At 34.8% G+C, this 14,034-nt stretch carries 11 protein-coding genes, 1 tRNA gene and 1 pseudogene; 10 read left to right on the forward strand and 3 right to left on the reverse strand.

The features are described from left to right. Window positions 1-347: 347 nt before the first annotated feature. Together ACFELV_RS01790 and ACFELV_RS01795 are read left to right on the forward strand one after the other, a co-directional pair. A complete protein-coding gene (locus ACFELV_RS01790) occupies window positions 348-962 on the forward strand; it encodes a DNA-3-methyladenine glycosylase I (RefSeq protein ID WP_375326498.1) in 615 nt (204 codons plus the stop codon). Between the two features lie 418 nt (window positions 963-1,380). Next, window positions 1,381-1,845: a hypothetical protein gene (locus tag ACFELV_RS01795; RefSeq protein WP_375326499.1), complete on the forward strand. Its 465-nt coding sequence runs from the start codon at window positions 1,381-1,383 to the stop codon at window positions 1,843-1,845. Here the strand turns inward: ACFELV_RS01795 and ACFELV_RS01800 are convergent. After that, window positions 1,804-2,883, reverse strand: coding sequence for an IS4 family transposase (locus ACFELV_RS01800; RefSeq protein WP_375326208.1), 1,080 nt, complete (start codon window positions 2,881-2,883; stop codon window positions 1,804-1,806). The genes ACFELV_RS01795 and ACFELV_RS01800 overlap by 42 nt on opposite strands. A gap of 135 nt (window positions 2,884-3,018) precedes the next feature. Here ACFELV_RS01800 and ACFELV_RS01805 point away from each other — a divergent pair, with 135 nt between their 5' ends. From ACFELV_RS01805 to ACFELV_RS01825, 5 genes and pseudogenes are all read left to right on the forward strand, one after another. Beyond that, window positions 3,019-3,861, forward strand: a complete 843-nt coding sequence (locus tag ACFELV_RS01805) for an IS4 family transposase (RefSeq protein WP_375326500.1) — start codon at window positions 3,019-3,021, stop codon at window positions 3,859-3,861. 32 nt (window positions 3,862-3,893) lie between these two features. Then, entirely contained in the window at window positions 3,894-4,346 is a 453-nt protein-coding gene (locus tag ACFELV_RS01810) for a hypothetical protein (protein WP_375326501.1), read from the forward strand. 276 nt (window positions 4,347-4,622) lie between these two features. After that, window positions 4,623-4,826: a hypothetical protein gene (locus tag ACFELV_RS01815; protein WP_375326502.1), complete on the forward strand. Its 204-nt coding sequence runs from the start codon at window positions 4,623-4,625 to the stop codon at window positions 4,824-4,826. A gap of 198 nt (window positions 4,827-5,024) precedes the next feature. Further along, window positions 5,025-5,099 (forward strand) — tRNA-Ala (locus ACFELV_RS01820). 220 nt (window positions 5,100-5,319) lie between these two features. Then, window positions 5,320-5,640, forward strand: a pseudogene (locus tag ACFELV_RS01825) (IS5 family transposase); the annotation flags it as partial. A 208-nt stretch (window positions 5,641-5,848) separates the two neighbouring features. On the opposite strand, the gene ACFELV_RS01830 reads toward ACFELV_RS01825, so the two are convergent. Then, window positions 5,849-6,684, reverse strand: a protein-coding gene (locus tag ACFELV_RS01830; RefSeq protein WP_375326503.1) for an IS5 family transposase whose coding sequence is annotated in 2 segments (ribosomal slippage) — window positions 5,849-6,312 and window positions 6,312-6,684 — 837 coding nt in all. Because the reading frame shifts where the segments join, the coding sequence is not laid out codon by codon here. A gap of 122 nt (window positions 6,685-6,806) precedes the next feature. Continuing rightward, on the reverse strand, window positions 6,807-7,775 hold the full coding sequence (locus tag ACFELV_RS01835) for a Fic family protein (RefSeq protein WP_375326504.1): 969 nt from the start codon (window positions 7,773-7,775) through the stop codon (window positions 6,807-6,809). Window positions 7,776-8,686: 911 nt separating this feature from the next. On the opposite strand from ACFELV_RS01835, the gene ACFELV_RS01840 reads away from it, so the two are divergent. The 3 genes from ACFELV_RS01840 (at window position 8,687) to ACFELV_RS01850 (ending at window position 13,981) form a co-directional block, all read left to right on the forward strand. Further along, a complete protein-coding gene (locus ACFELV_RS01840) occupies window positions 8,687-11,434 on the forward strand; it encodes a tetratricopeptide repeat protein (RefSeq protein ID WP_375326505.1) in 2,748 nt (915 codons plus the stop codon). A gap of 68 nt (window positions 11,435-11,502) precedes the next feature. Further along, window positions 11,503-12,582: an IS4 family transposase gene (locus ACFELV_RS01845; protein WP_375326208.1), complete on the forward strand. Its 1,080-nt coding sequence runs from the start codon at window positions 11,503-11,505 to the stop codon at window positions 12,580-12,582. Between the two features lie 43 nt (window positions 12,583-12,625). Beyond that, window positions 12,626-13,981, forward strand: a complete 1,356-nt coding sequence (locus ACFELV_RS01850) for a hypothetical protein (RefSeq protein WP_375326506.1) — start codon at window positions 12,626-12,628, stop codon at window positions 13,979-13,981. Window positions 13,982-14,034: the final 53 nt, after the last annotated feature.

Consider the following 14,034-nt stretch of genomic DNA (forward strand, 5'->3'; position numbering starts at 1 on the left):
AAACAACATTAGAGATATCAGGGGTATAAATTTATATTACGTAAATCTTTCGGAAGTTTGGGGTCAAAATAATAAAGAGTATATCTCTGGTACTGTAGAACGTATCACTTACCATAATTCTACAAATGGTGTTATATTAAAACAAATCATTACGGAGATCCACCATTAAATGACCCTGTATATAGATAGCAATCTAAAAATAGAAATGCTAAAATAAATTAAATTTGGAGGATTTTATATGGCACAAGGTAAATAGTGATTAAGTACTGGATAAATTAAGGTTAGCATTAGCATGTTTAATAGCTCTTAAAGTACAATCGTAACATTTATCCTATGGTTTTCAAAAAATGAAATTTAATGATGCTAAACCTCGATGTGATTGGATAAAAGATCATCCTTTGTACCTAAAATACCATGATGAAGAATGGGGGATTCCTGTATATGATGATTGTAAGTTGTTTGAATTATTGATATTGGAATCAGCCGAAGCTGGTTTAAATTGGCTACTAATTCTTCAAAAAAGAGAGAATTATAGGTTAGCTTATCATGGTTTTAACCCTATTGAGGTTGCAAAATTCACTGCAGAAAAAGAATCAGAACTAATAAATAATTCAGGAATAGTAAGGAGTCAGCTAAAAATTAGATCTTCTATCCAAAATGCCAAAATGTTTTTAGAAGTACAAAAACAATATGGTTCTTTTAGTAACTATATTTGGAATTACGTTGAACATAAACCTATTCTAAATGAATGGAAATCTACACAAGAAGTACCAGACGAAACTCAATTATCAAGATCTATTTGTCAAGATATGAAAAATAAAGGTTTTACATTCATTGGGCCTAAAATGATATATGCCTTTATGCAGGCTATCGGTATAGTAAATGATCATCCTACATACTGTTTTAAATACCATAAGTACTCGAGTAATGATCAAGATGCCAATGCAGATCTGATGTGTTAACAGTTTTGACGGGTTCGATATTACAGAGTACTGCGTAGTATAGTAATAGTTTTAAGATGTCAAAATAGACATCCGTCTAATTATACAATTTTTCTAAAGGCCTACAGGAGTGATAGGTGCAAAAAATCACTATAGCGTATTATACGAACTATCACCTCTTGTATTAAATTAATCCTATTCTTCATAAAAATCATAAATACCATGTATTATAATGTGTTTTGATGATAGTGGAGAAATCCTTGGTCTTTAATAACTTGTTTCTTTTATACTAAATCTTAAGGCCAAGCCTTGATAGTCTCACTAGTCAAACTAGTGGCTTACCTATCAGTGAGTTAGTACATACATTAGGCGTTGATGCTATAATCTTAAGCTATGCATTTGCACTGCAGGGGAGTTAACTTTAAAAAATAGGTACACAATGCTTAAGAATATAATAAAATTTTTTAGACCTGCTGAGCCTCAAGATATGTTGGACAGTCAGCTTTTACATGCTATTATTTTTGATAATAATAGTAATGTGTCAATTATAAAAGACCTAATTCAAGCTGGTGCTAATCCTAATGTGAGAATTAATGATAAAAACAACCCTTATGAAAGAAATATGATATTTGTTGATAAGATAGGACTTTGGTTAAGTTTATATAACCTTACGCCATTACACCTAGCTGTTTGTGCGGGTAACCTTTCATATATTGAAATATTAATCGCTAATGGAGCTCGCACCAACAATATAGACAACGATGATAGACTACAGCCCATGATCAACTCTCTTTTATCCATGGGTTGGAGTTTTCCAGCAATCATTGCTGCAGAATATACCCCAACCCATAGTACCCCACACTTATTGTTGAAGTTGAAAGGCATGCATAATGTGTTTTCGTAGTAATGAAAACAACATAGCAGGGGTATCACTTAACGAGTTATAAAAATAATCTTTTATCCAATCAAATCCGTAAGTAAATAATGAGTATAATTTACGACCATGTTTTTTGATCTTTATAGGATAAATTTTGTTCTTAATGTCACCAGCAAGCACGCAAATAGCTAAGGATAAAGATACTATTGCAAATAGTTTTTCCAGCTTTTTTTGATCTGTAATGTGGGTATCTTCAATATTAAATCCAGATGACTTGAGAGACAGAAAAGGTCGCTCAATGCTCCACCTCTGCTTATATGCTAGCAAAGCACATTCACCAATAAGCACATTACTAGCAATAAATAGTTGCTCTCTTTCTAATTGCAAACAAGTTATTTTAATTGCCATACCATTGTAAATTTTGCTTTCTATAGTTTTAGTGTCACCCATTTGCATATCGGCAAAACATTTATTCAACTTCATCTTGCCACCGTTGAAATGCTTGACCTTCTCACTTTTTCTTAGCCTGATAGCAAAAGGTAATTTTTGGATTCCACCCATATATTGCAACCATTCCTCACCAACAAATTCCCGATCGGCAAGGATAAGCTCTATCATTTCCTTAGGTATAATTGTTAAAATTTGCTCAATCAATTTCTTTCTTTCATTAGTAGAAGAGTTGCCTTTTTTATCAAGTAACAACCATGCTATAGGAATTGAAATATTACCATAAACGATAGTTGCAACAAAAAAATTCAAATTTTTAATACCAAATTGCCAGCTGGTTCTATCTATGGCAAGGCTAATTTTACCTGTTAGACAGAGCAATTTAACAATAATTTTCCCTAAACTTATAAAGCACATATTTTGTTCTAAAAGCAAACGCTCAACTTTAACAATCTTGGCATGCAAATTGCCTTTAGAAGCGACATACAGTGCTAATTCTTTGATTCTCACAGTTTTAGCTTTTACTACTGCACAAATTAATTCTGCAAATGTTTTAATTCGTGCTGGGTGCCAATCTAAAAATATGTATAATATTTGGTATAGTGATTGAGAGTCCATTAATACCTCCTGTTGCTTGTTTCTCAGCGGAGATTAGTGACTCTCAGTCACTTATTCAATTTATTATTTTAACCCTCCTGTAAAATCTGTGGGGTACTATGGTGCTTTATAAGTTTAGGGAAAATTATTGTTAAATTGCTCTGTCTAACAGGTAAAATTAGCCTTGCCATAGATAGAACCAGCTGGCAATTTGGTATTAAAAATTTGAATTTTTTTGTTGCAACTATCGTTTATGGTAATATTTCAATTCCTATAGCATGGTTGTTACTTGATAAAAAAGGCAACTCTTCTACTAATGAAAGAAAGAAATTGATTGAGCAAATTTTAACAATTATACCTAAGGAAATGATAGAGCTTATCCTTGCCGATCGGGAATTTGTTGGTGAGGAATGGTTGCAATATATGGGTGGAATCCAAAAATTACCTTTTGCTATCAGGCTAAGAAAAAGTGAGAAGGTCAAGCATTTCAACGGTGGCAAGATGAAGTTGAATAAATGTTTTGCCGATATGCAAATGGGTGACACTAAAACTATAGAAAGCAAAATTTACAATGGTATGGCAATTAAAATAACTTGTTTGCAATTAGAAAGAGAGCAACTATTTATTGCTAGTAATGTGCTTATTGGTGAATGTGCTTTGCTAGCATATAAGCAGAGGTGGAGCATTGAGCGACCTTTTCTGTCTCTCAAGTCATCTGGATTTAATATTGAAGATACCCACATTACAGATCAAAAAAAGCTGGAAAAACTATTTGCAATAGTATCTTTATCCTTAGCTATTTGCGTGCTTGCTGGTGACATTAAGAACAAAATTTATCCTATAAAGATCAAAAAACATGGTCGTAAATTATACTCATTATTTACTTACGGATTTGATTGGATAAAAGATTATTTTTATAACTCGTTAAGTGATACCCCTGCTATGTTGTTTTCATTACTACGAAAACACATTATGCATGCCTTTCAACTTCAACAATAAGTGTGGGGTACTATGCTATTTCACATGTTATTATGGAAAGTTTTCGACAAAACAAGATCAATGCAGAGGAGGCGGCCTCCTTGATTCAATCCCATTGCAACAAGGGTGGTGTGGAACTAAACATACGAAATAATGTAGGCGATACTCCTATGCATATACTCTTGCAACCAGCTTCCGTAGATAAAGAGGCCAATGCACCGGCAGCTGAACGGCTAGCTACTAGCAAGCAAAAAATATTGCAAAAATTGATTGCCCAGGGCGCAGATCTAACAATTAAAAATAATAAAGGACAGAGCATTGTGTACACACCTGACTCAAGGCCGAGGTACACAATACTAACTCGCAAGAAGGAGCTTGACCATATCAAGCAATCTCTCCGTCCATACCAACCTCAGAGACAGAATGGAGCTGTAACGCCTGCGCCTCAAGTGACTAGGAGGCAAAAGGACAAGGTGGGGAAAAAGCCGATAGGAAGAGGGGAGTAAATAATTGGAGGAGATAAACTTTATCTCCCCTGTTAATTATATTAAGTTTTGCAAAACGGTGGCAAGGTTTCAGCGAGCTAGGACGCTAAGCTTCAAGAGGCAGATTAGCAAGAATGAACTAAAACACGATCACATAATGCTTGAAGAGGGCCACTACGTATCAGTGGTGCAGCTTTTTAGTTAAAGCCCTTAATATTTGTCGCTTTTCCTTGACAAATCATAAATGCTCGCTATTTTTATGTAATAGTAAGACGATTAAGTGATGATAGGTCCTGTATGTCAAAAGCAAAAACTGCCTCTAAAAATAACCCTACCTCTCGGGAGCAAGCCAAGGAGTATTTTTATCAGGGGCAAAAAATTAAGCCAGTAAAACTTATTACTCAGAAATCTACATTTTTTGCAGCCGAGTATGAGGCTTCAGGAGATTTGGTGACAGGAGCTGATGGAACCTTGTTGCCTTGGGTGAGAGCAAAACATTAAATTATATCCTCGAGGATTCGAAAACTAGAATAACCACAAAATTGACCATTAACTAGCAAGGTGCACTGGACTTAGCTTAGGACACATGAATTTTAAGGTTTGGTAGAGCCTTCGGGCCATATAAGCAATATGTGAGCATAACCGAACTCTATCAAATATATGTACCTTCAGTTAAATATCTCAGCCTATAACTGCTTTGGGGATGTAGCTCAGGGGTAGAGCATCTGCTTTGCACGCAGAGGGTCAAGGGTTCGATTCCCTTCATCTCCACCATTCGCAGGTTTTGCTACATTTTACGAACATATCAAACGGCGGACGCAAGGAGTAATCAAGCTTGCAGCCATTTAGTTCCAGGTTCGCAAATACAAAATTTAGCAATTTACGTTTTTCGCTAGGGTAAGTCGTCATGAGATAATGATTGAATAATTGTGTGGGATTTGCTATGGTAATAGTAGCAACAGAAAGAGATGATAAGAAACTATGAGCCCAGTGCATAGAACATGATATAAAGGATGATCTTTGGGATAAGATAGGGAGTCCACTTACCTGGGCAGCAAGGTTGTTGGGGAGGTGTAGCGGTAGATAATAGAACATTTATAAATGCAGTGATGTGGATATTTAGAACAGGAGCGCCATGGAGAGATTTGCCTCCCGATTATGGCAATTGGAAGAATGTGCACGGGAGATTTTGTAGATGGCGTGATAATGGGTATGGGAGCGCTTACTAAATATCTTTATAAATGATCCTGATTTTGAATGGTTAATGATAGATTCGACATTTGTCAAAGCTCATAAAGCAGGAGTTGGCATTAAAATTATTGATGAAAATGGATGGTTAGAAATAGTCAATTCTAGTGTCTGACTGTCGTCTACGTGTTTTAAATATCACACTATCATTATCATCTCTTCTAGCTTTCAGATAAGCATGAACATATTGCCTATTCTTAAAATTTTGAATAGAATGACAAAATTTCTAGCTACTTAAAAACTTCAATTAGAGCTTGTCCGCAAACTAAAAAATTCTAATAAAATTGCCTTCGAAGAATTAATCTGCTCATAGCTAAAAAAATCATGTGTTCAGTTGAATTAGTAAGGAATTCATATTCCTTGGATAGCCTTCTATTTCTATTGATCCAGGCAAATGTCCGTTCAACAACCCATCGTCTTGGCTGAACTTTAAATCCAACTTCTATTGTTGGTAATAGTTCTAACGATATATCGTTTGGCACCCAAAACCTACATGATGGTCGCTTGACAATTTCTAAATTTATACCATATTTTTTCTTAATAAAATCCTGTAAATCTTTAGATTGATACCCCATGTCAGCCCACATTTTCTTAATAGTGTTGTACTTTTTCTTCATATTATCTAGTACCAACTTAGCACCATCCCTATCATTTTCATTAGCAGGTCCAACATGACAACCTAACACAAAGCCTTGAGTATCTGTGATAATATGTCTCTTTCTTCCTTTAACTTTCTTCCCCCCATCATAACCTTTAGTCCCCCTTTTTCTGTCGTTTTTACAGATTGACTATCTATTATACATGCACTAGGGTTACGATTCCTTCCCAATTTCTCTCTAATGTCCTTGGTAAGCTCATGGTTCATTCTTGCAATAATCCCTTGCTTTTTCCATCTTCTCAATTGTTCATATACTGTTTTCCAAGGCGGAAAATCATGCGGCAAATATCTCCATTGACACCCAGTACGTAATATATAAAAAATTGCATCTAAAATCTCTCTCTTACTATGTGTTAATGGCCTCCCACCTCTGACATACGATACCTGAAAAAATTTCTCTATCCTTAACCATTCCTTATCTTCCAAATCTGTTGGATATCTACATCTCCCCATATTTACTGCTCTATAGATTTACTTGATTCTTTCTTTATACCTTAATTTTAGTTTGCGGACAAGCTCTTATACTCTTTATATACACGTTCAACCTGAAGAGTTGGCAAAATATAGATACGGTCTTATTGAAATTTATAATAGGTCTGATTTTTATCACCTTTACAACTTAACATTCCTTGCTCTAGCCCAAAAGTTAAATCTCTACTAGCCGTTGCAGTAGAAATATCTTTATGAATAACAATATAATCTTTCCTAGAAAACCATTTGTCTACTAAAGTAATTTTAGCAATTTCAATTCTTGATAATGGAGTATTAGCTTCAGGTATGGCATTATTGGTATATAGTTTTAATGCTTCTAATATTTGAGTGCTCATAAATTCAATAAACAATGTGGATTCTCCAAGCTTGTCACATTGATTTAAGATGCTGTAATACTCACTTTGATTATTCCTTATTAAGCTTTCAACAGAAATATATTCAAAAATTGCATTAGTCTTTATTAATAATAGTTGTTGCCATAATCTTCCCATTCTTCCATTACCATCTGAAAAAGGATGTATGAATTCTAATTCATAATGGAATGCGCAGGCTTTAATTATCCCTGAGATGTCATTATTTTGGTTGATAAAATTGAATAAATTGTCCATTAATAAAGGTACGCGATTTGCAGGAGGAGCAAGGTGAGTTATTTGATTACCTTTAAATATCCCTGCTCCACTTTTACGCCAACATCCATTATCTGCTATTAAATCTTGCATTAGTAGTTTATGAGCTTCTAATAATGATTCTATTGATGATGAATTGAAGATATTTAAATTATTATATACTTTGATAGCATTGTTAACTTCAATAATATCTTTTTGTGGCCCTAACACCCTCTTGCCATTTATTAAATCGGTTATTTGTTTTATGTTTAAGGTATTTCCTTCAATTGCAAGAGAAGAGTGGATAGTTTTAATACGGTTATTTTTTCTTAAGTTTATAGGAGGTAAATAAAGTTTAGCACCGAATAACACCCCTAGTTCATGGGAAATACTTTGTAATAATTCTATGATTTTATTAGTTATTTGAAAAGGAGGTTTATTACTCATAAGCTGATAGTATCATATGATACTATCATTGTCTAGAAAACTTATACATATATCAAATTTTGCTCTCCAAAAAATCGGTATTTATAGTTGGTAGTAAACACCTCTTGGTGATTTTTTATCCTAAGGGGGTCAAATTATTTGGCACTCAACACTCCTCTCTTGTCAATTCTGATTTATTTTTAATTGTCTCTCTTCTATCAGATTATTTTGACTTCCTCAACACCAACTTCTATTTATGCAACAAAGCCGGGATTGCTGATATTGGCATAAAATACTTGCTTTATTAAAAAACTTACCTATAATGACAAGTCTATTATTAACAAATAATTAATTTATTTAGAGTTATGAATGATGCTTACAGGTACTATTATTTAAATTATTAATATCTCAAAATTACACAACATCATCTTAATATCCATAACTAATTGCTATAAAGTAATGATTACGGGTTTTTTTAACAGTACAATCATGTGCTTTTACAAGAAGCAAAATATTCAAGAATCATTAAAATAGAATTTACGATTTGACGATATAAAAGTTCTTTTATAGAGGTTATGTTCATTTTTAATTCCTAAATGTAGTGATTATTATATCACAGATATTTTAACGATTATAAATAGTGCGGATAACTATTTAATTGTCCCTAATAGTAATTAGAAACACTAAAATTAAAGTCACATAAAAACAGCGACTTAATGTTTAAAAAGACGGTTTTGTCTCATTAATAGACTTCTTGCATCATGCTACTCTTGCTGGTAATTGGGGCAATGACCAGGTACTGCCAATCCTCACGTACACTAGATAGAGTACGATGCGGGTCGAGGGGTCCGTATCTCCTACAAATCCACTGCTCGATGCGAATTCTGCAAGAAGTCTAATAAATAAATCAACTTAAAATATTGTAAATAGCTATGAGCAAAAATTCTAAGAAAAATAAAACACCTCAGAACCCTACTAAAGTTGAGGATAAATATAAGAATGAACTAATAAAGCAAAATTCTAGTGCGGTTAAGCAAGCTTATGAAGAAAGTAAACGATGCTTAAAAGACAAGGACTTGATAGGTGCCTTTTTAAATTGTGAGAAAGCCTTAGAGTTAGATCCTAATTCTGTAAAACTGCATTGTCACAAAATTGATATTTTAATAGCCCAGCATTCTAAGTTAGCTGCTGATTTACAAGTACAAGATATAGGGCTCTTCCAGAGCCTACAGATATTTGAGCGATTATTCAACGAAATGCTGCCGACTACTTCCACCTGTTTAAATATAGGTGAGGAACACAAGCAAGTTTCGACGCAAAAATTACCAAATAGTTCAGGTGATGGGAGCAATCTAATAAAGGTTTTAGATCTTCTGCCTAATCATGCCTATTGGGATACAGATAGCCGACCTGCAGAAAATATAGAGGAGCAGAAGAAAGCATTAGTTACAGATATATTCAATGCTTTAAAGTGCATAAAACGCTTAGAACTTGGCTCAGATCATGACTACTTTTACAATGGCTGTTTGCAAGCAATACTAGGCCATGATTCAAAAGCAATCGAGCATTTTAATAAAGTAATAGTGTTAAACTCTCAATATCCTAACGTATATTATAAACTAGGCTGTTCATTAGAAAGAATGGGTCAGGCAACGGAGGCTGCAGATGCTTACAGTACAATAGAGTATTGTGAGGAAGCACGAATACCAGGTTTAGTACTAAGTGAAGTTATTAATAAAGCAATCAAGTTAAATCCTAATTGCACTAACGCGTATCTTGCTAGAGGTAAGTACTTATACGAGCTTGGTGAATATAAGGCAGCAGAGCAGGACTTTCGTGTAGCAATACACCAAGATCCTGATAATTTTGTTGCATATCATGGGATAAGCTGCACCCTATACCAACTCAAAAGATATCAAGAAGCACTTGTCATGTGTGAGGAAGCATTAAGGATAGATAATAATAGTTTTGAGGTACTTTCTAATAAAAGTAGCATTTTATTGAATTTAGGACAATTGCAAGAAGCACTGGTCGCTGGTGAGAAAGCATTAAAAATAGACAATAATAATGTTGCAGCACTCTTTAATCAAGGTCAAATTTTATCGAAGTTAGAACAATTGCAAGAAGCACTTGCTATGTACCAGAAAGCATTAAATTTAGATCGCAGTAGTGTTACTTTACCTCTGCGTATAGCTTACATTTTCCATGTTCTAGAACAGCCCAATAAAGCGCTAATTACCTTGAAGACAGCATTAAGTTTAGCTCCTAATTATACACCTTTCCTTATATCTATAGGCGACCTTTTACTAGAGCAAGGAGAGCCTGACAAAGCCCTAACCTACTTGACGCAAGCATTAACGTTAAATTCTGAATGCGCGGAAACACATTGTAACATAGGTATAGCTTTACAACAACTAGGAAAGCCTCACGAAGCTCTGACTGCACTTGAGAAAGCATTAAGTCTAAACCAAAATGATATTAGGGCTCTCTCCAATAAAGGACTAGTTTTATTAGATTTAGAACAACCTGAAAATACGCTTCAAGTGGTTAACACAATATCTGCCCTAGCTCTTGACCACATTGATTCCTTGTGGTTGGCAGGTTTAGCGTTAATAAAACTAGGACAACCTGAAGACGCTCTTGTTGAATTCAATAAAGTATTAAAATCAAATCCTAAGTTTACCAAAGCTTCCTGTGGAAAAGGTCAAGCATTATTAGCACTAGCAAAACCTAAAGAGGCTCTTGTTGAAGCAGAAAATATATTAATATTAGATTCTAAATATCCTGCTGCCCACTGCCTCAAAGGTCAAGCATTATTAGCACTAGGGAAGCATAGATTAGCTCTTGAAGCCTTTAAGGAGGTATTAAATCTGCAGAGCAAGCATATTGAAGCCCAATGTGGTATAGGACAAAGTTTATTACTCAACAACTCTCAAAAGGCATTAAAGGAATTTGAGACAGCATTAAAGTGGAATCCTAGACATGCTGATGCCTATGTGGGTAAAGGTCAAGCTCTGCTCAAACTAGTCAAGGTCATTATGAGCTCTAAAAATCCTTTAAAGGAAGTTAAGGATGCAATTGAGGATCCATTTCAGCACTACAGAACTGAAGCTGCGCTCGAGGCATTTAAGGAAGCATTACAGCACAACCCTAACCATGCTGATGCCTATAGTGGTACAGGGGAGGTTTTTTTATCAAGAAAAAACTTTCCTGGAGCACTTAATTCATTTGAGGAAGCATTACAGCACAACCCTGCGCTTGCTGAAGCCTATTGCGGCAAAGGCCAGGCCTTACTAGCTCTAGCAAGACATGACGAGGCTTACACTGCATTTAAGCAAGCCTTAGACTACAAACCTGATTATCCTGAAGCACACTATTACAAAGGTTGCACTTTGCTACAACTGGTTAAACTTACGGAAGGTTTACCGGAGCTATCTAAACCTACGGAAGTATTGCATTTAGGTACAAAAGTAGTAGAATTGTTTACAGAAGCCTATCAAGAGTTTAAAAAATTAAAGGACAATCCTGACTACCAGATCAACAATGAATGTGAGCTAATTTGCCGCCGCCTAATTGCGTATGCAGTAACTGAAAATAATCATCAATCAGTAATAAGGTGGTTGAAAAATGCGTTAGTAGTAGATTCTCATAGTACCCCACAGATTTTACAGGAGGGTTAAAATAATAAATTGAATAAGTGACTGAGAGTCACTAATCTCCGCTGAGAAACAAGCAACAGGAGGTATTAATGGACTCTCAATCACTATACCAAATATTATACATATTTTTAGATTGGCACCCAGCACGAATTAAAACATTTGCAGAATTAATTTGTGCAGTAGTAAAAGCTAAAACTGTGAGAATCAAAGAATTAGCACTGTATGTCGCTTCTAAAGGCAATTTGCATGCCAAGATTGTTAAAGTTGAGCGTTTGCTTTTAGAACAAAATATGTGCTTTATAAGTTTAGGGAAAATTATTGTTAAATTGCTCTGTCTAACAGGTAAAATTAGCCTTGCCATAGATAGAACCAGCTGGCAATTTGGTATTAAAAATTTGAATTTTTTTGTTGCAACTATCGTTTATGGTAATATTTCAATTCCTATAGCATGGTTGTTACTTGATAAAAAAGGCAACTCTTCTACTAATGAAAGAAAGAAATTGATTGAGCAAATTTTAACAATTATACCTAAGGAAATGATAGAGCTTATCCTTGCCGATCGGGAATTTGTTGGTGAGGAATGGTTGCAATATATGGGTGGAATCCAAAAATTACCTTTTGCTATCAGGCTAAGAAAAAGTGAGAAGGTCAAGCATTTCAACGGTGGCAAGATGAAGTTGAATAAATGTTTTGCCGATATGCAAATGGGTGACACTAAAACTATAGAAAGCAAAATTTACAATGGTATGGCAATTAAAATAACTTGTTTGCAATTAGAAAGAGAGCAACTATTTATTGCTAGTAATGTGCTTATTGGTGAATGTGCTTTGCTAGCATATAAGCAGAGGTGGAGCATTGAGCGACCTTTTCTGTCTCTCAAGTCATCTGGATTTAATATTGAAGATACCCACATTACAGATCAAAAAAAGCTGGAAAAACTATTTGCAATAGTATCTTTATCCTTAGCTATTTGCGTGCTTGCTGGTGACATTAAGAACAAAATTTATCCTATAAAGATCAAAAAACATGGTCGTAAATTATACTCATTATTTACTTACGGATTTGATTGGATAAAAGATTATTTTTATAACTCGTTAAGTGATACCCCTGCTATGTTGTTTTCATTACTACGAAAACACATTATGCATGCCTTTCAACTTCAACAATAAGTGTGGGGTACTATGAAGATCGGGTTATAAAACAGACTATAATATGCAATATGTCGAAGGAGGCAACAGCTGGCAACAAGCAGATGGTAGCATGGCACGCAAGAATCCTGACGGCAACATAATTTACACTGGTGGTCAAGGTATTACCTCCTCTATTGGTGTTACCAAATTTAATCTGGAACAAACAAGCCAGAATCATGTGAATCAAGGCATCCAAACCTCTGAAGGCTTGCTTAAATCAGATCAGAGATTGCTATCAGATGCTAAGAGTAACACTTTTAGCGATACAGCTGATTTTGTTTCCAATGTAGCGCAGCGTGAACATAGTGGAGAAACAATTGATTATAGTAAAGCTGGAGAATATGCAGAATCTTTACAGCAAGCAGTAAATAATGTTAGGTCACTTAGTGAAAAATATGGTTATGGTTGGCAACAAGCTACAAGAACTGCTTTAACAGCCAGTGCGTCATTTAGTAGCCCACTACAAGGCCTTACTGGTGTTGGTATATCTAGTAATGTGGAAGGATCAATAAGTGGTCAAAACTCTAGTGACCAATCATTTGGTGAAGAGAATGATATATCTAGGCAAAATAACACTAATGAAAGCTATGTTAATATTGTTAAAGCCGCATCAAGTGAAGCATGGGGCAAAGATAATAGTACGGAAAAACATTATAGCGATGCAGTAAGAAGCAGCTATGAGCAGCAACAAAGATTAGAAGAGCAAGTATCAATGCGTCAGGAAACAGTAGATAATTGGCACCAAGCAAAAACCAAACTTGCATCAGAATCAGCAACAGTTAGCAAAGATATGTATCAAGAAGTGTTAGACCGCTGCGTAATAGAGTTTGGTATGGATGCAAACTCCACCAGGAAGCTGGTGGATCAAGGCCATCCTGATGTAATGAGAGTATGGAATAAAATAGCCGATGAAAAACTACAAAATTTAATACCTGAAATAAATAGGGGTAAACAGCAAGTTTCAGGAGCTAAGGCAGAAAGAGCCTTAAATGATTTTACTGATAAACATGATGGGCTAATTAATAAAAATCCAAGATTACAAATTAAAGAATCAGCAGCAAAAAGTGGCCTTAATATTGATAATGAACAGTGTACTGCCAATATTCATGAAAAAGAGGGAATACTTAAAGGTAAGTTCGAAAAAGTAACTGGTAAGAATACTGAACAATATCACAATGTCAGACAAGCTAGTGAAATTGAACAGAAAGACTTACAGACACAGGTTAATAAATATGAGAAAGATAGAATTGGGCAGGGAAAATTTATTGGTGGCCCTTTAGGAATAGGTGGACCAACTAAAGGATCTGAAAAAACAACCCAGCTTAATAACAAAGGAGCTTATCAAAACGCAAAACAAGTTAAACCAAAAGATGAGTAAGCAGTTATCAATTAGCGATCTGAGTTATAGATATTAGAACTCAAATATCTATA

It is taken from the genome of Candidatus Tisiphia endosymbiont of Nemotelus uliginosus (assembly GCF_964264835.1).
Classification (GTDB): domain Bacteria; phylum Pseudomonadota; class Alphaproteobacteria; order Rickettsiales; family Rickettsiaceae; genus Tisiphia.

Excerpts from the sequence above, each read along its gene's own strand:
- ACFELV_RS01790 (WP_375326498.1), top strand. The coding sequence starts at position 348 with ATGAAATTTAATGATGCTAAACCTCGATGTGATTGGATAAAAGATCAT.
- ACFELV_RS01795 (WP_375326499.1), top strand. The coding sequence starts at position 1,381 with ATGCTTAAGAATATAATAAAATTTTTTAGACCTGCTGAGCCTCAAGAT.
- ACFELV_RS01800 (WP_375326208.1), bottom strand. The coding sequence starts at position 2,883 with ATGGACTCTCAATCACTATACCAAATATTATACATATTTTTAGATTGG.
- ACFELV_RS01810 (WP_375326501.1), top strand. The coding sequence starts at position 3,894 with ATGGAAAGTTTTCGACAAAACAAGATCAATGCAGAGGAGGCGGCCTCC.
- ACFELV_RS01815 (WP_375326502.1), top strand. The coding sequence starts at position 4,623 with ATGTCAAAAGCAAAAACTGCCTCTAAAAATAACCCTACCTCTCGGGAG.
- ACFELV_RS01835 (WP_375326504.1), bottom strand. The coding sequence starts at position 7,775 with ATGAGTAATAAACCTCCTTTTCAAATAACTAATAAAATCATAGAATTA.
- ACFELV_RS01840 (WP_375326505.1), top strand. The coding sequence starts at position 8,687 with ATGAGCAAAAATTCTAAGAAAAATAAAACACCTCAGAACCCTACTAAA.
- ACFELV_RS01845 (WP_375326208.1), top strand. The coding sequence starts at position 11,503 with ATGGACTCTCAATCACTATACCAAATATTATACATATTTTTAGATTGG.
- ACFELV_RS01850 (WP_375326506.1), top strand. The coding sequence starts at position 12,626 with ATGCAATATGTCGAAGGAGGCAACAGCTGGCAACAAGCAGATGGTAGC.